The organism is Mesorhizobium sp. M6A.T.Cr.TU.016.01.1.1 (assembly GCF_003952585.1).
Taxonomy (GTDB): domain Bacteria; phylum Pseudomonadota; class Alphaproteobacteria; order Rhizobiales; family Rhizobiaceae; genus Mesorhizobium; species Mesorhizobium mediterraneum.
In genome coordinates, this window is sequence record NZ_CP034452.1 from 3,571,219 (window position 1) to 3,589,576 (window position 18,358).

Sequence of the window (18,358 nt, forward strand, 5' to 3'; positions counted from 1 at the left end):
CTAGGTCGCGTTGTTCAGCGGGCCAAGCCGATGACACCTACGAAGCTACTGATCGGGCAGATCGCCGTTGTGTGCGCAATTGTCATTATCGGCGTATGGACGGCAACCCAATGGTGCGCTCAAATGCTGACCTACCAGACGCCTCTCGGCGCACCATGGTTTCTCTTCGCCGGCTGGCCAATCTACAAGCCGTGGAAGCTGTTTGAATGGTGGTTCCACTTCGATGCTTATGCGCCGGAGGTCTTCGACAAAGCCGGTACGCTTGCAGGCGCCAGCGGATTCCTGGGCTGTGCCGCCGCAATCGCTGGCTCGCTTTTGCGCGCGCGACAGCGCGGGTCGGTTACGACCTATGGGTCTTCACGGTGGGCCACGACTCATGAGGTCGAGACGGCAGGGTTGTTACGGCCGGCGGGCGTTTTCCTCGGTAGGCTGAACGATCGCTATCTGCGCCATGACGGCCCGGAGCACGTCATGGCATTTGCGCCGACGCGTTCGGGCAAGGGCGTGGGGCTGGTTGTTCCAACGCTACTTTCCTGGACCGGGTCTGCCATCATTCATGATATAAAAGGCGAAAATTGGCAGTTGACCTCCGGCTGGCGGTCGAAATTCTCGTACTGCCTTCTGTTCAATCCGACCGACCCGAGATCGGCACGCTACAACCCGCTGCTGGAGGTGCGCAAAGGCCCAGATGAGATCCGGGACGTTCAAAACATCGCCGACATCCTCGTCGATCCCGAGGGCGCGCTGGAGCGACGGAACCACTGGGAGAAGACCAGCCATTCACTCCTAGTTGGCGCCATTTTGCACGTGCTCTACGCTGAAGAGGACAAGACGCTGGCCCGCGTCGCCACCTTCCTGTCGGACCCGCAACGCTCGTTTGCCGCAACGCTACGGCGGATGATGACGACAAACCATCTCGGGACGGGGCATAACCCTCAGGTCCATCCCGTAGTGGCCTCGGCGGCTCGCGAACTCCTGAACAAGTCGGAAAACGAGCGCTCAGGCGTCCTCTCGACCGCCATGTCCTTTCTCGGGCTTTATCGTGATCCAACGGTCGCGGCGGCCACTTCGTCCTGCGACTGGCGCATCGCTGACCTAGTGGATGGAGAGCGACCGCTGTCGCTCTATCTGGTCGTGCCGCCTTCGGATATCTCGCGCACCAAGCCTTTGGTGCGACTGATCTTGAACCAGATCGGCAGGCGGTTGACGGAGCGTCTGGAGGGGGACCCGAAGAAGAGCCGTAAGCATCAGCTGCTCATGATGCTGGACGAGTTTCCGGCGCTCGGTCGCCTCGACTTCTTCGAAACGGCGCTCGCCTTCATGGCAGGTTATGGCATTCGCTCCTATCTGATCGCACAATCTTTGAACCAGGTTTCAAAGGCCTATGGCGAGAACAATGCTATTCTCGACAATTGCCACGTGCGAATTGCCTTTTCCTCCAATGACGAACGCACGGCCAAGCGCATCTCGGATGCCCTCGGCACCGCAACCGAACTTAGGTCGATGCGCAACTATGCGGGCCATCGGCTTGCGCCCTGGCTTTCACATGTCATGGTGAGCCGCCAGGAAACCGCGCGCCCGCTCCTGACGCCAGGCGAGGTGATGCAATTGCCGCCGTCAGACGAATTGGTCCTGGTTTCTGGGTTGCCGCCGATCCGCGCCAAGAAGCTGCGCTATTATCAGGATCAGAATTTCACAGATCGGGTGCTGCCTGCGCCGGTGCTGCACGACGGGCCCTATGCGGACTGCCCTGCATCACGCCCGGACGGCTGGACTGGACAAGTGTGCAGCGTCGATAGCCGACTTGCTGCGGACGAGGAAAGCGCCGACGCGCCAGTTGAAGACGAGGGAGGCGTTCAGCAGCAACGCCATCCAAGCCTGCCCGAAGAAGACGTTGTTGTCTCTCAAGAGCCCGATCAGGCCGATCTGTACAAGCCCGCAGACGATGACAGCGAAGCGCTCGCGGACAAGCGTGTCATGGATCGGATTTCCACTGCGGCCCGCGCCTACGGTATCAACGAGGGCAGGGGCGACGATGTCATTCCCGGCTTCTGAAGTCCGCTGAGTTGCAGAGCGCACCTCAGCGTAGATAACGGCCATAAGCAATTTTGAGCGTCTGGCCGATGCTTCTCCCGTCGCCGGCGCAACGCCGGGCCGTCGGAACGAGCCGCATGAAGCCGCACCGCATTCGCCATCAGTTTCTGCTTGAGCCGGAGCTCAGCGAGAAACTGGACAACCTCAGTCGCGATCCGTCAACGACCAAATCAGCGATCGTGGCGAAGGCGATCGAGGCGTTCATCGAGCGGCGTGGCGAGAGCGAGTTCGATCGGCGCTACGGCGTAAGGCTTGACCGGCTCTCCCGCGATCTTGCCCACGTCAGGCGCGATTCCGAGGTGATCCTGGAGAGCCTGGCGCTCTTCATCCGCTTTTCGATCACCCTTCATGCCCACACGCCGGTCCCGGATCGGGCAACGCAGGCTATTGCCCAAGAGCGTTTCGAGAAATTCGTTGAGAAGGTCGGCCGCCAGATCGCTTCCGGCAAAAAGTCGCTTAGCAAAGACAATGGTGGGGGAGGGGAAGGATGAGCTCTCATCCCGAGGCCGACCACCGGCGGCGTGTCATGCTACGCACCGCCATGGGTCCGGCAATCACCGAAGCCCTGGCCGATCCGTCCGTCATCGAGGTGATGGTCAATCCCGACGGCGCGCTGCGACTCGACCGGTTAGGCGAAGGTCGGGTCGATACCGACGTTCACATGCACCCGTCCGAGGCAGAACGTATCATCCGCCTGGTTGCTTCGCACGTGCGCGCCGAGGCGCACGCCGACAACCCGATCGTCAGTGCCGAATTGCCGTCTGGCGAACGCTTCGAAGGCCTGCTGCCACCTGTGGTGTTGGCGCCATGTTTTGCCATCCGCAAGCCCGCCGCGAAAGTCTACACCCTGGCCGACTATGTTGCCGAACGCATCATGCTGCCGCTGCAGGCCGATGCGCTGAAAAAGGCCGTCCGCGAGCGGCGCAACATGCTGATCGCCGGCGGCACTTCCTCGGGGAAGACAACACTCGCCAACGCTCTGCTGGCTGAAGTCGCCGAATGCGACGATCGGGTGATCCTGATCGAGGACACACGCGAACTGCAGTGCGCGGCCAGGGACTGCGTTGCCCTGAGAACGAGGCGGGGCTCGGTCACCCTTGCCGATCTCGTGCGCTCGACGCTGAGGCTCAGGCCGGACCGCATCATCGTGGGCGAGGTGAGGGGCGCGGAAGCGCTCGACATGCTGAAGGCATGGAACACCGGGCACCCAGGCGGCATCGCTACCGTACACGCCAATTCCGCGCGCTCGGCTCTCTATCGCATTGAGCAACTCGCCCAGGAAGCGGTGGTCACCGTTCCCCGCCGGCTCATCGCTGAGGCGATAGATCTGATCGTCTTTATAGCGGGACGCGGCTCGTCGCGCCACATCGACGCAATCGCCGAGGTCACCGGTCTCGACGGCAGCGGCGATTACGCCGTTGCCCCGCTCACGCTTTCGCAACTCCAGCAGCTTTGAAAGGCCTTCCTCATGCGCAAGAAGCTTCGCTTTCTTTCGTCCACAGCGCTCGCGTTTCTTATCACGGCCCCGGTTTATGCGGCCGGCTCCGGCATGCCGTGGGAGCAGCCGCTGCAGCAGATCCTGGAGTCCGTGCAGGGACCGGTCGCCAAGATCGTTGCGGTGATCATCATTATCACCACCGGCCTGACGCTTGCCTTCGGCGACACCGCCGGTGGTTTTCGGCGCCTGATTCAGATCGTCTTCGGTCTGTCGATCGCCTTCGCGGCATCGAGCTTCTTCCTCTCCTTCTTCTCCTTCGGTGGTGGGGCGCTCGTCTGATGGCCGCCGGGGAGCAGCATATCGAGGGCTTCGCAGTACCGGTCCACCGGGCGCTGACCGAGCCGATCCTGCTCGGCGGGGCTCCGCGCGCGGTGGCGATCCTCAACGGTACAGTGGCCGCGGCCATTGGCTTCGGCTTGCAGCAATGGATTGCTGGTCTGGTGCTTTGGATCGCGGGCCACTCGTTAGCGGTCTTTGCCGCAAGACGCGATCCGGACTTCGCCAGCGTGCTTGTGCGCCACCTACGTCTGAAGGGGTGGCTTGCATGCTGAACCTTTCGGAATATCGAAGCAAAGCCGACCGGCTTGCCGACCATCTACCCTGGGCTGCCTTGGTGGCGCCCGGCATCGTGCTCAACAAGGACGGCAGCTTTCAGCGGACGTTGCGGTTCCGCGGCCCGGATCTCGAAAGTGCGACGGAGGCTGAACTCGTCGGCATTTGCGCCCGGGCGAACAATGCTCTCAGACGCCTTGGCTCTGGCTGGGCATTGTTCTTTGAGGCCGAGCGCATAGAAGCGCTGGGCTATCCGAACTCGCATTTTCCTGACGCCGCGTCGTGGCTGGTCGACGAAGAACGCCGCGCTGCTTTCGAGGGGAAGGTAGCGCACTACGAGAGCCGCTATCATCTGACCTTGGTGTTTATGCCACCGCCGGACGCCCAGGCGCGCGCAGAAAGCGCGCTCGTCGACTCTCATTATTCCCAAGGAGAAAGAGACTGGCGCCAGGATCTGGCGAGGTTCCGTGACGAGACCAACCGCGTGCTCGATCTCTTCTCGGGTTTCATGTCCGAAGTACGCGTCCTCGATGATGCTCAGACGCTGACCTACCTCCACGGCACGATTTCGCCTCGCCGCCATCCTATCATGGCCCCCGAAACGCCGATATATCTGGATGCAATACTGGTCGATGCGCCGCTTACCGGTGGCCTGGAGCCGATGCTGGGTGAGCAGCATCTTCGCACACTGACCATCCTCGGCTTTCCGAACCTCACCCGGCCCGGGATCCTCGATACCCTCAATCATCAGGATTTCGCCTATCGCTGGATGACGCGCTTCATTCCGCTCGAGAAAACGGAAGCCACGAAGACGCTGACGCGGTTGCGCCGGCAGTGGTTTGCCAAGCGCAAATCGATCGTGGCAATCCTACGCGAGGTCATTACCAACGAGCCGGTCCCGCTTGTCGATAGCGATGCCGACAACAAGGCGCTCGATGCCGACGAAGCCCTTCAGGCATTGGGCGGCGATCATGTGAGCTTCGGCTATCTCACCACCACCGTGACGGTGTGGGGCGAGGATCGCCAAGCCGCTGCAGAGAAGCTTCGCGCGGTCGAGCGCATCATCAATGGGCTCGGCTTCACCACGATCCGAGAAGGCGTCAATGCGGTCGAGGCTTGGCTCGGCTCATTGCCTGGCCATGTCTACGCTAACGTTCGCCAACCGCTCGTTCATACATTGAACCTTGCCCATCTCATACCGCTGTCGTCGGTTTGGGCCGGTCCTGCGACAAACGAGCATCTCGCTAAAGTCACCCAAACCGAAGCGCCACCGCTTTTCGTTGCCGAGACCAGTGGGTCGACACCGTTTCGGCTTTCCACCCACGTCGAAGATGTCGGCCACATGCTGGTTGTTGGTCCGACCGGCGCCGGCAAGTCGGTTCTGCTTGCTCTGATTGCTCTGCAGTTCAGGCGCTATGCCGGCGCCCAGGTTTATGTCTTCGACAAAGGCAATTCGGCCCGTGCTGCAACACTTGCCATGGGTGGAGAACACCACGCGCTAGGAGCGGACGGTTCCCTTGCCTTTCAGCCACTGCGCAGCATCAACGACCAGGCTAGCCGAAGCTGGGCGGCCGAATGGATCGCCAGCCTTGTTGCCCACGAGAACGTCACCGTCACGCCGGAGGTGAAGGAGGCTATTTGGTCAGCGCTGGCCAGCCTTGCCACCGCGCCGGCGCAGGAACGCACACTGACCGGTCTTTCGGTCCTGCTTCAATCCAATGCGCTGAAGACCGCATTGATGCCCTACACGCTCGACGGTCCCTTCGGCCGCCTGCTCGATGCCGATCATGATGGGCTGGCCTTGTCGGATGTGCAGTGTTTCGAGACCGAGGAGTTAATGCACAGCCAAGGCGCTTTGCTGCCGGTGCTTACCTATCTGTTCCAGCGACTTGAGGAACGGTTCGACGGACGGCCCACGCTGATCATGCTCGACGAGGCGTGGGTCTATCTCGACAATCCGCTGTTCGCCGCCCGCATCCGCGAATGGCTGAAGGTGCTGCGAAAGAAGAACGTGTCGGTTGTCTTCGCTACGCAGTCGCTGGCTGATATCGCGGGCTCTGGCATAGCGCCGGCAATCATCGAAAGCTGCCCGCAGCGCATTTTCCTTCCCAATGATCGTGCCGTGGAACCCCAGGCGCGCACAGCCTACGAGCGCTTCGGTTTAAGCGAGCGGCAGATCGAATTGATCGCCCGCGCCACGCCGAAGCGTCAGTATTATCTGCAATCGCGCCGCGGCAACCGTCTGTTCGAGCTCGAGCTTGGCCCCATCGCTCTTGCGCTTTGCGGTGCTTCCGATCCGGCCACGCAGACTCTGATCGACAGGATCATGTCCGAAGACGGGCAAGGCAGCTTTGCCTCGCAGTTCCTGATCGCGCGCGGCCTCGATTGGGCCGGCGAACTTCTCAAGCAATTCCCTCAACCAGACAAGGAGCAATTAGCATGATGCGGCGACGCCTTCTCTCCGGCCTGATCACCGTTTCCCTGATCGCCAAGCCTATGGCCGACTATGTGCAGCCCGCCTACGCCCTTATCGTGTTCGATCCGTCCAATTATGCGCAGAACGTGCTGACGGCCGCGCGCGCATTGGAGCAGATCAACAACCAGATCCAGTCGCTGCAGAATCAGGCGACCATGCTGCAGAACATGGCGCGCAATCTTCAGCGTCTGGATTTCTCTTCCGTTGGCCAACTCACCGGTTCGCTCCATCGCATCGACGGCTTGATGGACCAGGCGAGTGGCCTCAGCTTTGATCTGGGCAAGCTTCAAGACCAGTGGCGCAGCCAATATCCGGAAAGCTACGACGCCACGATCAAGGTCAGCGATGTGGCGAGTGCTGCGCGCGAGCGTTGGCAAACCGCCATGCAGGCGTTCCGCCAGACCATGGGGGTCCAGTCGCAAATCGTCGAGAACGTCCGCGCCGACGGCGATCTGCTCGCCGATCTCGTCAACCGCAGCCAAGGGGCGGCCGGTGCGCTTCAGGCAAGCCAGGCCACCAACCAGCTGATGGCGCTTTCGACAAAGCAGCAGATGCAGATCCAGACGCTGCTCGCAACGCAGTTTCGAGCTGAGGCCGAGGATGCCGCCCGCAAGGCCCAGTCAGAGGAAGCCGCCCGCGAGATGACGAAGCGATTCTTGGGTACCGGCTCGGCTTATCCCGGCAATTAATCACGAGTTCATCACGACGAGGAAGGCAGCGGCATGAACGACCTTGGCGTCATCGATCGCTTCATGGAGACCTTCATCCGCTACATCGACAGCGGGTTCGGTCTGCTATCGGGCGACGTCGCCTTCCTCACTACCATTCTGATCGGCATTGACATCACACTTGCCGGCCTGGCGTGGGCGCTCGGCGACGAAACCAGCGTTCTCGGCCGGCCTGTCCGCAAGGTGCTCTATGTTGGCGTCTTCGCCTTCATCCTGAACAATTTCAAGAACCTCGCCGATATCGTTTATCGTTCTTTTGCCGGTCTCGGGATTAAGGCGTCGGCCGGCAATCTGTCGGCAGACAATCTCTTGCGCCCGGGCCGCATTGCCGCGACCGGTTTCGAAGGTGCTTGGCCAATGCTTGACCAAGCCAGTCAGCTCCTGGGCTTCCCGGAAATCTTCGGCAACGCACTGACCATCTTCGTGCTGCTGATGGCCTGGTTCCTGGTCATCATCGCCTTCTTCATCCTTTCCATCCAGCTTTTCATCACCATCCTTGAGTTCAAGCTCACCACGCTGGCAGGTTTTGTTTTGGTTCCATTCGCACTTTGGAACCGTTCAGCCTTCCTAGCCGAACGCGTGCTCGGCCATGTTATCTCGTCAGGCATCAAGGTGATGGTGCTCGCCGTCATTGTCGGCATCGGCTCCACGCTCTTCGGGGAGTTCGCTTCCGCATTGCAAGGCAAGGAGCCGGATCTGGCCGCTGCCATGTCCCAGGTACTGGGCGCACTGGCACTGCTTGGCCTTGGCATTTTTGGGCCGGGGATCGCGTCGGGTCTTGTCTCAGGCGCACCGCAGCTTGGCGCGGGCGCCGCCCTCGGCACGACCGCGGCGGCAGCGGGTGTATCACTCGTTGCTGGAGGCACGGCATTTTCTGGCGCGCGTATGGCAACCAGCGGCGGTCTCGCCGCCATCCGCGCCGGCACAACAATGGGATCGGCTGCTTCCACGTCCTGGCAGATCGGGCGCGCAACCTCGCCCGACGTTGGCCTCTCCGGTGTGGCTGCTGGAATGCATGGTGTAACCAGTGCCGCTGGCGGCGCCGCTATACGCGTAGCGCGATCCGCCACTGCAAGTGTTGGGCGCAACGCCGATGCCGGGCGCGATGCCGCGTGGACCGCGACCGGCGGCACGCCGACCGCGTCAATGACCGAACGCTCTGCCGGTTCGGCCACTGTTTCGGCGCCGACGTGGGCAAGGCGCCTACGTTCTGAACAGACCGCCCGTGCACATCGCCACGCTGCCATGCAAGCTGTCCGAGACGGAGACCGGCCGGGAGGCAGCGCCAACCCCTCTCTCAACGACAAGGATGACTAGATGCTCTTCAAGCGACCCGTGCACCGTTACGGCAAAACACCCGAACCGGTCACGCCCTATCAAAAAGCCGCCCAGCTGTGGGACGAGCGCATCGGCTCATCTCGACTGCAGGCCAGGAACTGGCGGCTCATGGCCCTTGGGTGCCTGGCCTTGGCGACCGGACTTTCCGGCGGACTCGTATGGCAGTCGATGCAAAGCCGTGTCGTGCCTTACGTCGTCGAGGTCGATGGCTTCGGCGAGACGCGCGCCGTCGCGCCGGCAATCCGGAATTATGAGCCCTCGGATGCTCAGATCGCCTGGCATCTCGGCCGCTTCATCCAGAATGTCCGTTCCGTTTCCACCGATCCGGTTTTGGTACGGCAGAACTGGTTGGCAGCTTACGACTTTGCTAGCGATCGCGCAGCGCTCTTCCTCAACGAATACGCCAAGGCGAACGACCCCTTCGGTCAGATCGGAACGCGCAGTGTCTCGGTACAGGTCACCAGCGTGGTCAGGGCCTCCGAAAGTTCATTCCAGGTCAAATGGACCGAGCAGGTGTTTGAGCGCGGAAGCCTTGCCAGCACGATGCGCTGGACTGCGATCCTCACGATCGTGATCCGCTCGCCAAGCAATACGGATCAGCTGCGCAAGAATCCGCTCGGCGTCTTCATCAACGCCATTGACTGGTCACGCGAGCTCGACAGCGCCGTCCCACCCCCCCTTTCTCCGACGGAGTCCACCAATGAAAGATAAAATGTCACCGATTCGTGCCGTGCTGATCCTATCGGTGTCGGCAGCGGTCGTTTCCGCTTGTGCATCGAAGAAGGTGCCGCCGCCTGAGATTTCCTATGACGCTGCTGACTTCAAACCGGCCGCGATCGAGAAGGCGCAGGAGAGGCCGATTAGAATTGTCGAGGTGCCAAAACCACTGCCGCTGCCTGGCCAATTGCAGCCCGAGCCCGGCAAGGCCGAGGACAAGCGCCCCCCTGAAGAACGCGTCGCTGATGCCAACAAAGCCGCGACCCAGCAACCCACCAAGTACGGGTATGTTAATGCCGTGCAAGTCTACCCCTTCACCGATGGCGCGCTTTATCAGCTCTATGCCGCGCCGGAGCGCGTGACCGACATCGCTCTGCAGCCGGGCGAGAAACTAACCGCCGTGTCGGCTGGCGACACCGTGCGCTGGGTCATAGGCGATACTGCAAGCGGCACCGGTGACAATCAGCGCACCCATGTTCTGGTGAAACCCTTCGCGCCGGGTCTTGCCACCAATGTCGTCATTACGACGGACCGGCGGACCTATCATTTGCAGCTTCAAAGCACCGAGAAGACAGCAATGGCGGCAATCTCCTGGACCTACAGCCAAGACCAGATCATCGCGCTTCGCCAGCGCAATGCTCAAGCCGAGGCAGTTACACCGGTCGCGTCGAATATCGCGCTCGAAAACCTTCGCTTTCGCTACTCGATCAGTGGCGACACACCGCCCTGGAGACCGACGCGAGCCTTCGACGACGGCAGCAAGGTCTATATTGAGTTCCCTCGTCGCATAGATCAGGGCGAGGCGCCACCACTCTTCATCGTCGGCGCAGATGGGAGCAGCGAGCTCGTCAACTATCGCGTGCGCGGCAACTATTACATCGTCGATCGGCTCTTCGCCGCGGCCGAACTTCGCCTCGGCACCAAGCAGCAGCAGGTGATCCGCATCAGCAGGATTGACGACAGGCAACCGCTACGGCGGATCTCGCTCTTTTCGCGTTCCAGCCGGTGAGGTGAGGGCTCATGATCGAAAATTCCCGCTCTGGCATCCCGCCGAAACTGGATCCCGAGGAACTGCAGCTTCGGGCCTCTCCCCGCCGCGTGGTGCGGTTCAGGCGCGGTGTGATCATCGCGATCGCAGCGCTCGGATCCGGCGCTGTGTTCGGCGTTGCCATGATGGCGCTCCAGGGGCCGGCCCTTCGCATCAGGGATCAGGCGGAAGATCTCTACAGCACTGAGCGCAAACCAACCGTCGAGGGACTCGATACGCTTCCCCATGACTATTCCGGCATGAAGCCGAAGTCTCCCGTCCTTGGGCCACCTTTGCCGGGCGACCTCGGTCGCCCCATCCTCGAGCGGCAGCGCCAGCTCGGCATCGTGCCGGGCCAAGACATCTCGGCCGAGGAGCAGCGTCTAGCGCAGCAGGCGATCGAAGCGCGTGAATCGCAGGTGCTTTTCCGCGTCGAAAATCGAGCTCAACAGACAGATGTCGGTGAGAGCGTGCAAACTGCTCAGCATCCATTTGAGGCACTTCCCCAATCCGAAGCAGCACGCGCGTCAGCCTCGGTGGCGCCGGCGGAAAGCGACCACAACAATCAGCAGCGAAAGCTTGATTTCCTCAGCCAGCGGAGCACTGGCGGGATCTACAATCCGCATGCGCTGCAGACGCCGATCTCGCCGTATCAACTGATGGCTGGCAGCGTGATTGCCGCCAGCCTGATCACCGGCATCAATTCCGATTTGCCGGGCCTTGTCGTCGCGCAAGTCACCGAGAATGTGCACGACACGGTCACGGGCAACATATTGCTGATTCCGCAGGGCTCACGTCTTATCGGCGTCTACGACAGCGTCGTCGCGTTCGGGCAAAAGCGAGCGCTGCTGGTCTGGCAGCGCATTCTGCTGCCCGACGGCTCGTCGGTCGAAATCGACAATCTGCCCGCGAGCGACACCGCCGGCTACGCAGGGCTGGAAGACAAAGTCGATTTCCACACCTGGCAGCTGATCAAGGGGGTGGCGCTTGCCACATTGCTCGGTGTCGGCACGGAATTCAGCCTCGGCGAAAACGAGAGCGATCTGGTCAAGGCGATCCGGGAATCAGCCCAGCAGAACGCCAGTCGAGCCGGCCAGCGCATCACCGAAAAAAACCTCAATATCCAGCCCACCATCATCGTCCGCCCAGGTTGGCCACTGCGCGTCATCGTGCACAAGGACATCGTGCTGCGGCCATACGCGAGTTGAGCAGGAGTTACCATGGCTGACCTGAAACTTGGAAAGCTTCCAGACCGAACAGCTTCGAAGATCACCATTACCGTCAGCGCGGAGCTGGGCCAAACACTCAAGGAGTATGCTGCACTTTACCGTCAGACCTATCGTCAGTCTGAAACCGTGGCAGAACTCATCCCTTTCATGCTGGCGGCGTTTCTGGAAGGCGACCGAGCCTTTGCCAAGGCCCGAAAAGAAGGTCTGCCGACGGAGCTTGCCGAAAAATCGTGACTCCTCCGCTAGAGGCAGCTGGAACATTGCCTAGCTGTCGCGGCCTACCTGCCCCTCGCGAAGCATAGGATCAAACACCTTGGAATGCAGGTATGCGTAAGAGAGGATGTGGAAGGAAATACCGCGCAACAGCCTAAGTTTGCATTTTCGATTGGATGCGGTAGTCGCCTATGAGCGGTCAAAATGAAACGCAGCTGGTTCGCGATCGACCAAACGGCGAGCGCACTGTGCTTTGCTCAGACCGCCACCGAGTGCCTCGCCGTTCCCCCTTTGAAATATGTATCGAACTTGGCCGCGATGGTTCGAACGAAGGGGCGACTTTCAGCCCGTACGACGAAACTGTCGCCATCGAATTCAAGCGCTCGGGCAGGATCGTGGAGGGCGATGGACCTCGAGCGATGAAGGAGCTTCTCGCCGGCTTTGCCGAACCGCTCCACCAGATCGACTGCCGAGAAGGCAAAATCACACATCAGCCGCTCGATTATCCAGCCACGGACGCGATCGTCGTCGGAAAGGGCAACGCCCCGGACGGCAGCCAACCCGCCATCCGCAACCATGCGCCCGTACCCGGCAGTCGAAGCCATGTTCTGCACGTAGCCTTGGCGAAAACGACCGATGGACGAAGGGCCAAGTCCGATCAGTGTCGGGCAGCGATCCTCGGTGTAGCCCTGAAAATTGCGATGCAAAACCCCTGCGCGGGCCGCTATGGCCAGCGCATCGTCGGGCTTCGCGAAATGATCGAGTCCTATTGCCTCATATCCCTTGGCGACAATTGCCCGCGCCGCGAGTTGAGATTGGGCGAAACGCTCGGTGGGACTCGGCAGCCATGCCTCGTCGATCATCGTCTGATGCTTCTTGAACCAGGGCACATGTGCGTAGCCGAACAGAGCCATCCGGTCTGGTTCCAAGGTCAGTGCCTGCGCCACCGTGGAACAGATCGTCTCGCGTGTCTGATTCGGGAGCCCGTAGAGCAGGTCCAGATTGACCGATTCAACGCCCCGCGAACGAACCCCGTCGACGACTGCCTTGGTCTGCAAAAAACTTTGCTCACGATTAATTGCTTTTTGCACTTGCGGATCGAAATCCTGCACGCCGAGGCTCGCCCGCGTTACGCCGATTTGAGCAAGCGCATCAAGGCGCGCCTTGTCCATGTCGTTGGTTCCGATTTCGATGCTGACCGTAGCATCCGGGAGAAGGTCGAAGCTGTCCCGCAAGGCCGCTCCAAGAGCAACCATGTCATTGGGCCTCAGCATCGTTGGCGAACCGCCACCGAAGTGGATTGCACGGACATGTGCCTTGCCGCTCACCAGACCGGCAATCGTGACGATTTCGGCATTCAGCGAGCGCAGATAAGCGGCCACCGGCTCATATTGGTGCGTCTGCTTGGTGTGGCAGGCGCAGAACCAGCAGAGCTTGTCGCAGTAAGGAATGTGCAAATACAGCGAGATTTCGTCGCCACTTTCCAGCGCCTCCAACCAGCCACGGTAAATGGCAGCATCGACCCCGGAATGGAAATGCGGCGCCGTCGGATAGCTGGTGTAGCGTGGGACGTTCTCGCTGAGTTTGACAGCTATTTCCGATTGCATCTCGCGTTCACCGTGTTGCCCGCCGAACACTGCACGCATCGCTGAAGCAGACCCTGATCTCGATCAGCCGCGCGCATGGACAAACCGCCGCAGGACTTCTCTACCCTGGATGGGTATCCTGCCGGCAGTTAGGATCGGGTAAAGCGAACGCATGACCTTTCGGCAAGACATTCATACTTCCGGCATTCCTGTTCTTTGCCTCCCTTGCGAGGCACGGCGTCGCGGTGTCTGCGGTGCGCTCGATCCAGACAATTTGGTTGGGCTCGCCAAGACTTGCTCGCGTCGCCGGATCGAGTCAGGAATGGAGTTGACCGGCGAGGCACAGAACGTCGACAGCTACTCGAACGTGCTTTCAGGCGTGGTAAAGCTATCAAAGAGCCTGTCGGATGGGCGCCAGCAGATCGTCGGTCTCCAGTTTGCACCGGATTTTCTGGGACGTCCTTTCAAGGTGGAAAGCTCGATCAATGCGGAAGCGGCAACAGCAGTCACGCTGTGCTCGTTTCCGCGAGCGGCCGTCGAACGGATGATGAAGGCGTCACGGGAATTCGAGCATCGCCTGCTCAAACAGACGCTGAATGAACTCGATGAGGCGCGCGAGTGGATGGTGACGCTGGGGCGCAAGACAGCTCCGGAAAAGGTGGCGAGTTTTCTCCTCATGATGGCCCGGAATATCGATTCCAGTCTCGACGCGGCTTCCAGGTCAGCGTCCTTCGATCTGCCGCTGACGCGTGCCGAAATCTCTGATTTCCTTGGAATTACCAACGAAACCGTGAGCCGCCAACTGACGCGATTGCGGGCTGACGGGGTGATTCGGATTGAGAACGCACGCCATGTGACGGTGGACAGCATAAGCCGTCTGGAGAAGCGCTGTGGCGGCGGACGCGAGCGGCCCTAAGCGGCGAGGCCCATGTCGCATGGCTCCGGGGCGGGCCGTGTTTGCCTTCTAATGCGATCTCGCCGCGCCTTCGAAGAAGCGGCGTCACGGTCGTGACAGCTTTCGGGCTTTGATAGGGACGATGACCAATCGCCAGGTGTATTTCGGCACATACCGGCGAAGCACGGTCCTTAAGCTGCCACGGCTCGGCCGAACGATCGCGTTCGTTTCCAATGGGATTCGAACAACGTTTGGTAGGGCATCGGCAATAGCATCCAACGCGTCGCAGAGCCTCAGCTTTCGCCTCAATCGATCGCGTCTGCGCCCGCCCAACCCAGGGAACGCCTCCCTTGTCCATGAGGGGGTGAGCCCGCGCTGCGTTCCTCGTTCATTCGCCACCTGCTGATTGCGCCGCCGACACAAAATCGTGCGGCCTGACATAGATCAGGGCGAGGGGGCGGCGGCTGCGCAATTAGTGCGCTGCGGATTTGGCATCCACCAGATTCGAGATCGGGATCTGCAATGAAATTCGGCACTGAGATCGTCCTTCTAAGCGTGTTCGCTTTTGCGGCCCTGGTGGCCGCCGGCTTCGGCGTGGATGAACCTTTCCGCCGACATATGTGGGTGTTGTTCTTCGCAGTGGCTGGTTTCACTGCGATCCTGTTGCGCAACACGGAGTTCAAGCCAGCAGCTCCGATCGACCCATCCGCTCACATGGACGGTCCGATCCGCTACGGCGCGATCGCCACCGTGTTCTGGGGTGTCGTCGGCATGCTGGTCGGCGTGGTGATCGCGCTTCAGCTCGCCTATCCCGATCTCAACATCCAGCCCTGGTTCAATTTCGGCCGTTTGCGGCCGCTGCATACATCCGGTGTCGTCTTCGCCTTCGGTGGCAACGCGCTGCTTTGCACGTCTCTGTATGTCGTGCAGCGCACCTGCCGCGCCCGCCTCTTCGGCGGTGATCTCGCCTGGTTCGTCTTCTGGGGCTACCAGCTTTTCATCGTCATGGCCGCGACCGGCTATCTGCTCGGCATCACCGAGGGCCGCGAATACGCCGAACCCGAATGGTATGTGGATGTCTGGCTGACCATCGTCTGGGTCGCTTACCTTATCCTATTCCTTGGCACGATCCTGAAGCGCAAGGAACCGCACATCTACGTCGCCAACTGGTTCTACCTCTCCTTCATCGTGACCATCGCGATGCTGCATGTGGTCAACAACCTGTCGATGCCAGTCTCGTTCCTGGGCTCCAAGAGCTACTCCGCCTTTTCCGGTGTCCAAGATGCGCTGACGCAATGGTGGTACGGCCACAACGCGGTCGGCTTCTTCCTCACCGCCGGCTTTCTCGGCATGATGTATTACTTTGTGCCCAAGCAGGCGAACCGGCCAGTCTATTCGTACCGGCTGTCGATCGTCCATTTCTGGGCGATCATCTTTCTCTACATCTGGGCTGGCCCGCATCACCTGCACTATACCGCCTTGCCCGACTGGGCGCAGACGCTCGGCATGGCGTTCTCGATCATGCTGTGGATGCCGTCATGGGGCGGCATGATCAACGGTCTGATGACGCTGTCCGGCGCCTGGGACAAGCTGCGCACCGATCCGATCATCCGCATGATGGTGATGGCCGTCGCCTTCTATGGCATGTCGACCTTCGAAGGCCCGATCATGGCGATCAGGGCGGTTAATTCGCTGTCGCATTATACCGACTGGACCATCGGCCACGTCCATTCGGGCGCGCTCGGCTGGGTTGGCATGATCTCGTTCGGCGCAATCTACTACATGGTGCCGAAGCTCTGGAACCGTCACCGGCTCTACTCGCTGCGGCTCGTCACCTGGCACTTCTGGCTGGCGACACTCGGGATCGTCGTCTACGCCTCGGTCATGTGGGTGTCAGGCATCATGCAGGGCCTGATGTGGCGTGAATACGACCAGCAGGGCTTCCTGGTCTATTCCTTCGCCGAAACCGTCGCTGCCATGCACCCATACTACGTCATGCGCGCCATCGGTGGGGCCATGTACCTCTCCGGCGCCCTGATCATGGCCTGGAACATCACCATGACCATCCTCGGCCACCAGCGCGAGGAGGAGCCGATGCCGAGCCCCGTCGCCATCCGACCTGCGCGATCAGGAGCCAGGTGATGGGCTTGATGGACAAACACGCAATCATCGAGAAGAACGCCACGCTTCTTCTCGTTGGCTCGCTGCTCGTGGTGACGGTCGGCGGTATCGTCGAGATAGCGCCTCTCTTCTATCTCGACAATACGATCGAGAAGGTGGAAGGGATGCGCCCCTATTCGCCGCTCGAACTTGTCGGGCGCAACATCTATATGCGCGAGGGCTGCTTTCTCTGCCATAGCCAGATGATCAGGCCGTTCCGCGACGAAGTTGAGCGCTATGGCCACTACAGCCTGGCTGCCGAGTCCATGTACGATCACCCCTTCCAGTGGGGATCGAAGCGCACCGGGCCGGATCTCGCCAGGGTTGGCGACCGCTACTCGAATGCATGGCATGTCGCGCATCTTACCGACCCGCGCTCGGTGGTGCCGGAATCGATCATGCCGAGCTATGGGTTCCTGAAAGACACGCCGATCGACGTGAAGGATTTCTCGACGCATCTGATCGCCAACAGGCGTGTAGCCGTCCCTTACACCGATGACATGATCGCGCACGCCAATGCCGATTTGGCGGCGCAGGCCGATCCCAATGCCGACACATCAGGCCTTGAGGCGCGTTACCCCAAAGCCAAGATCGGCGACTTCGACGGCAACCCGCAACAGGTCACCGAAATGGATGCCCTGCTCGCCTACCTGCAGATGCTTGGCACACTGGTCGACTTCAAAAATTACGACGAAGCCGCCGGCTACCGCTGAGGAGAACGCTGATGACCTACAATTTGATGCGGGCGTTTGCCGACAGCTGGGGCCTGGTTGCGATGGCGCTGTTCTTCGTCGGGTGCATCGCCTTTGCCCTACGCCCCGGCAGCCGAAGGCTGGCCGACGAAGCTGCCCGCATTCCGCTCGAGGACGAGTGATCATGAGCGACGAGCACATCGATGAGGTCTCCGGCGTCTCAACCACCGGGCATGAATGGGACGGCATCAGGGAGCTCAACAATCCTCTGCCGCGATGGTGGGTGATTACCTTCTACGTCACCATAGCGTGGGCGCTCGTCTATACGACCGCATACCCGGCATGGCCGATGCTGACCTCGGCAACCAAGGGCATGCTCGGCTATTCAAGCCGTAAGGACGTCAAGAACGACCTTGCCGCGGCCGAGGCCGCCAATGGCAAGTATGTTGCAGCCATCCAGGCAAAGAGCGTGTCGGAGATATTGACTGACGATGACTTGCGCGAATTCGCGGTCGCTGCCGGGGCTGCCGCGTTCAAGGTCAACTGTACGCAATGCCACGGCTCCGGCGCTCAGGGATCGAAGGGCTTTCCCAACCTGAATGACGATGACTGGCTGTGGGGCGGCAGCCCCGACCAGATCCAGCAGACGATCACGCACGGCCTCCGCTTTGCTTCCGATCCGGACACGCGACTGTCAGAAATGCCGGCCTTCGGCGACATCATCGCCGCCGACCAGATCGCACAAGTCAGCGCCTACGTGGCCAGCCTTTCCGGCAAGGTCCGCGATGCAAGTCTGATCCAACCCGGCGCCAAGGTCTTTGCCGAGAACTGCGTCGCCTGTCACGGCGACAATGCAAAAGGCAACAGGGAATTCGGCGCCCCCGACCTGACCGACGCGATCTGGCTTTACGGGTCCGGCGAGACGGCCATCGCCGCCCAGGTTCGTGCGCCAAAGCAGGGTATCATGCCGGCCTGGGTTGGCCGTCTCGGCGAAATCAAGGTCAAGGAACTTGCAGTTTATGTCCATTCGCTTGGCGGCGGAGAATAGGAATGGAAGCCCTATTCTTCGGTCCCCCCTGCCAAGCGGACGAGGCCCGGCGTGAGCCGGGCCTCGACACCATTCCTAATGCGATCTGCACAACCCGCCAAGGCT

General features: G+C 60.9%; 18 protein-coding genes. 17 read left to right on the forward strand and 1 reads right to left on the reverse strand.

The genetic code is table 11. The features are described 5' to 3' along the window. The first annotated feature begins 30 nt into the window (after positions 1-30). The 12 genes from EJ075_RS17140 to EJ075_RS17195 all read left to right on the forward strand — a co-directional run bounded on the left by EJ075_RS17140 (position 31) and on the right by EJ075_RS17195 (position 11,893). Positions 31-2,055 (forward strand): conjugal transfer protein TraG, encoded by a 2,025-nt coding sequence (locus tag EJ075_RS17140; protein ID WP_024502848.1) that lies wholly within the window; start codon positions 31-33, stop codon positions 2,053-2,055. Between the two features lie 116 nt (positions 2,056-2,171). After that, positions 2,172-2,585 carry a CopG family transcriptional regulator gene (locus tag EJ075_RS17145; protein ID WP_095488561.1) on the forward strand — a complete coding sequence of 138 codons (414 nt, stop codon included), beginning with the start codon at positions 2,172-2,174 and terminating at the stop codon, positions 2,583-2,585. Continuing rightward, positions 2,582-3,550, forward strand: coding sequence for a P-type conjugative transfer ATPase TrbB (gene trbB / locus EJ075_RS17150; RefSeq protein ID WP_024502850.1), 969 nt, complete (start codon positions 2,582-2,584; stop codon positions 3,548-3,550). Before EJ075_RS17145 ends, trbB begins: the two co-directional genes overlap by 4 nt. A 12-nt stretch (positions 3,551-3,562) precedes the next feature. After that, a complete protein-coding gene (locus EJ075_RS17155; protein ID WP_024502851.1) occupies positions 3,563-3,871 on the forward strand; it encodes a TrbC/VirB2 family protein in 309 nt (102 codons plus the stop codon). Then, positions 3,871-4,143, forward strand: coding sequence for a VirB3 family type IV secretion system protein (locus EJ075_RS17160; protein ID WP_024502852.1), 273 nt, complete (start codon positions 3,871-3,873; stop codon positions 4,141-4,143). The genes EJ075_RS17155 and EJ075_RS17160 overlap by 1 nt, the downstream gene beginning before the upstream one ends. Beyond that, complete coding sequence (gene trbE / locus EJ075_RS17165; protein ID WP_126105059.1) at positions 4,137-6,587, forward strand: conjugal transfer protein TrbE; 2,451 nt, start codon at positions 4,137-4,139, stop codon at positions 6,585-6,587. Before EJ075_RS17160 ends, trbE begins: the two co-directional genes overlap by 7 nt. Then, positions 6,584-7,309, forward strand: coding sequence for a P-type conjugative transfer protein TrbJ (gene trbJ, locus EJ075_RS17170; protein WP_095488543.1), 726 nt, complete (start codon positions 6,584-6,586; stop codon positions 7,307-7,309). The genes trbE and trbJ overlap by 4 nt, the downstream gene beginning before the upstream one ends. Before the next feature lie 33 nt (positions 7,310-7,342). After that, positions 7,343-8,665 carry a P-type conjugative transfer protein TrbL gene (trbL, locus tag EJ075_RS17175; RefSeq protein ID WP_095488542.1) on the forward strand — a complete coding sequence of 441 codons (1,323 nt, stop codon included), beginning with the start codon at positions 7,343-7,345 and terminating at the stop codon, positions 8,663-8,665. Continuing rightward, positions 8,666-9,397, forward strand: coding sequence for a conjugal transfer protein TrbF (gene trbF / locus EJ075_RS17180; protein WP_029354943.1), 732 nt, complete (start codon positions 8,666-8,668; stop codon positions 9,395-9,397). It begins immediately after the preceding gene. 1 nt (position 9,398) lies between these two features. Beyond that, positions 9,399-10,412, forward strand: a complete 1,014-nt coding sequence (gene trbG / locus EJ075_RS17185; protein WP_164547121.1) for a P-type conjugative transfer protein TrbG — start codon at positions 9,399-9,401, stop codon at positions 10,410-10,412. A gap of 11 nt (positions 10,413-10,423) precedes the next feature. Continuing rightward, on the forward strand, positions 10,424-11,638 hold the full coding sequence (locus tag EJ075_RS17190) for a TrbI/VirB10 family protein (protein WP_126105061.1): 1,215 nt from the start codon (positions 10,424-10,426) through the stop codon (positions 11,636-11,638). A 12-nt stretch (positions 11,639-11,650) separates the two neighbouring features. Continuing rightward, positions 11,651-11,893: a DUF2274 domain-containing protein gene (locus EJ075_RS17195; protein ID WP_029354949.1), complete on the forward strand. Its 243-nt coding sequence runs from the start codon at positions 11,651-11,653 to the stop codon at positions 11,891-11,893. Positions 11,894-12,129: 236 nt separating this feature from the next. Here the strand turns inward: EJ075_RS17195 and hemN are convergent, their stop codons facing one another. Then, positions 12,130-13,479, reverse strand: a complete 1,350-nt coding sequence (hemN, locus tag EJ075_RS17200; RefSeq protein ID WP_126107358.1) for an oxygen-independent coproporphyrinogen III oxidase — start codon at positions 13,477-13,479, stop codon at positions 12,130-12,132. A gap of 151 nt (positions 13,480-13,630) precedes the next feature. On the opposite strand from hemN, the gene EJ075_RS17205 reads away from it, so the two are divergent. The 5 genes from EJ075_RS17205 to ccoP all read left to right on the forward strand — a co-directional run bounded on the left by EJ075_RS17205 (position 13,631) and on the right by ccoP (position 18,253). Next, the gene (locus EJ075_RS17205) at positions 13,631-14,374 is read left to right on the forward strand and encodes a Crp/Fnr family transcriptional regulator (RefSeq protein WP_126105062.1); all 744 of its coding nucleotides are present in this window, start codon (positions 13,631-13,633) and stop codon (positions 14,372-14,374) included. A 501-nt stretch (positions 14,375-14,875) separates the two neighbouring features. Next, on the forward strand, positions 14,876-16,495 hold the full coding sequence (gene ccoN / locus EJ075_RS17210) for a cytochrome-c oxidase, cbb3-type subunit I (protein WP_095488538.1): 1,620 nt from the start codon (positions 14,876-14,878) through the stop codon (positions 16,493-16,495). Continuing rightward, complete coding sequence (ccoO, locus tag EJ075_RS17215; protein WP_095488537.1) at positions 16,495-17,226, forward strand: cytochrome-c oxidase, cbb3-type subunit II; 732 nt, start codon at positions 16,495-16,497, stop codon at positions 17,224-17,226. The genes ccoN and ccoO overlap by 1 nt, the downstream gene beginning before the upstream one ends. An 11-nt stretch (positions 17,227-17,237) precedes the next feature. Continuing rightward, on the forward strand, positions 17,238-17,387 hold the full coding sequence (locus tag EJ075_RS17220; RefSeq protein ID WP_024502864.1) for a cbb3-type cytochrome c oxidase subunit 3: 150 nt from the start codon (positions 17,238-17,240) through the stop codon (positions 17,385-17,387). 2 nt (positions 17,388-17,389) lie between these two features. After that, the gene (gene ccoP, locus EJ075_RS17225) at positions 17,390-18,253 is read left to right on the forward strand and encodes a cytochrome-c oxidase, cbb3-type subunit III (RefSeq protein ID WP_126105063.1); all 864 of its coding nucleotides are present in this window, start codon (positions 17,390-17,392) and stop codon (positions 18,251-18,253) included. The last annotated feature ends 105 nt before the right edge of the window (positions 18,254-18,358 follow it).

Excerpts from the sequence above, each read along its gene's own strand:
- EJ075_RS17140 (WP_024502848.1), top strand. The coding sequence starts at position 31 with ATGACACCTACGAAGCTACTGATCGGGCAGATCGCCGTTGTGTGCGCA.
- EJ075_RS17145 (WP_095488561.1), top strand. The coding sequence starts at position 2,172 with ATGAAGCCGCACCGCATTCGCCATCAGTTTCTGCTTGAGCCGGAGCTC.
- trbB (WP_024502850.1), top strand. The coding sequence starts at position 2,582 with ATGAGCTCTCATCCCGAGGCCGACCACCGGCGGCGTGTCATGCTACGC.
- EJ075_RS17155 (WP_024502851.1), top strand. The coding sequence starts at position 3,563 with ATGCGCAAGAAGCTTCGCTTTCTTTCGTCCACAGCGCTCGCGTTTCTT.
- EJ075_RS17160 (WP_024502852.1), top strand. The coding sequence starts at position 3,871 with ATGGCCGCCGGGGAGCAGCATATCGAGGGCTTCGCAGTACCGGTCCAC.
- trbE (WP_126105059.1), top strand. The coding sequence starts at position 4,137 with ATGCTGAACCTTTCGGAATATCGAAGCAAAGCCGACCGGCTTGCCGAC.
- trbJ (WP_095488543.1), top strand. The coding sequence starts at position 6,584 with ATGATGCGGCGACGCCTTCTCTCCGGCCTGATCACCGTTTCCCTGATC.
- trbL (WP_095488542.1), top strand. The coding sequence starts at position 7,343 with ATGAACGACCTTGGCGTCATCGATCGCTTCATGGAGACCTTCATCCGC.
- trbF (WP_029354943.1), top strand. The coding sequence starts at position 8,666 with ATGCTCTTCAAGCGACCCGTGCACCGTTACGGCAAAACACCCGAACCG.
- trbG (WP_164547121.1), top strand. The coding sequence starts at position 9,399 with ATGTCACCGATTCGTGCCGTGCTGATCCTATCGGTGTCGGCAGCGGTC.
- EJ075_RS17190 (WP_126105061.1), top strand. The coding sequence starts at position 10,424 with ATGATCGAAAATTCCCGCTCTGGCATCCCGCCGAAACTGGATCCCGAG.
- EJ075_RS17195 (WP_029354949.1), top strand. The coding sequence starts at position 11,651 with ATGGCTGACCTGAAACTTGGAAAGCTTCCAGACCGAACAGCTTCGAAG.
- hemN (WP_126107358.1), bottom strand. The coding sequence starts at position 13,479 with ATGCAATCGGAAATAGCTGTCAAACTCAGCGAGAACGTCCCACGCTAC.
- EJ075_RS17205 (WP_126105062.1), top strand. The coding sequence starts at position 13,631 with ATGACCTTTCGGCAAGACATTCATACTTCCGGCATTCCTGTTCTTTGC.
- ccoN (WP_095488538.1), top strand. The coding sequence starts at position 14,876 with ATGAAATTCGGCACTGAGATCGTCCTTCTAAGCGTGTTCGCTTTTGCG.
- ccoO (WP_095488537.1), top strand. The coding sequence starts at position 16,495 with ATGGGCTTGATGGACAAACACGCAATCATCGAGAAGAACGCCACGCTT.
- EJ075_RS17220 (WP_024502864.1), top strand. The coding sequence starts at position 17,238 with ATGACCTACAATTTGATGCGGGCGTTTGCCGACAGCTGGGGCCTGGTT.
- ccoP (WP_126105063.1), top strand. The coding sequence starts at position 17,390 with ATGAGCGACGAGCACATCGATGAGGTCTCCGGCGTCTCAACCACCGGG.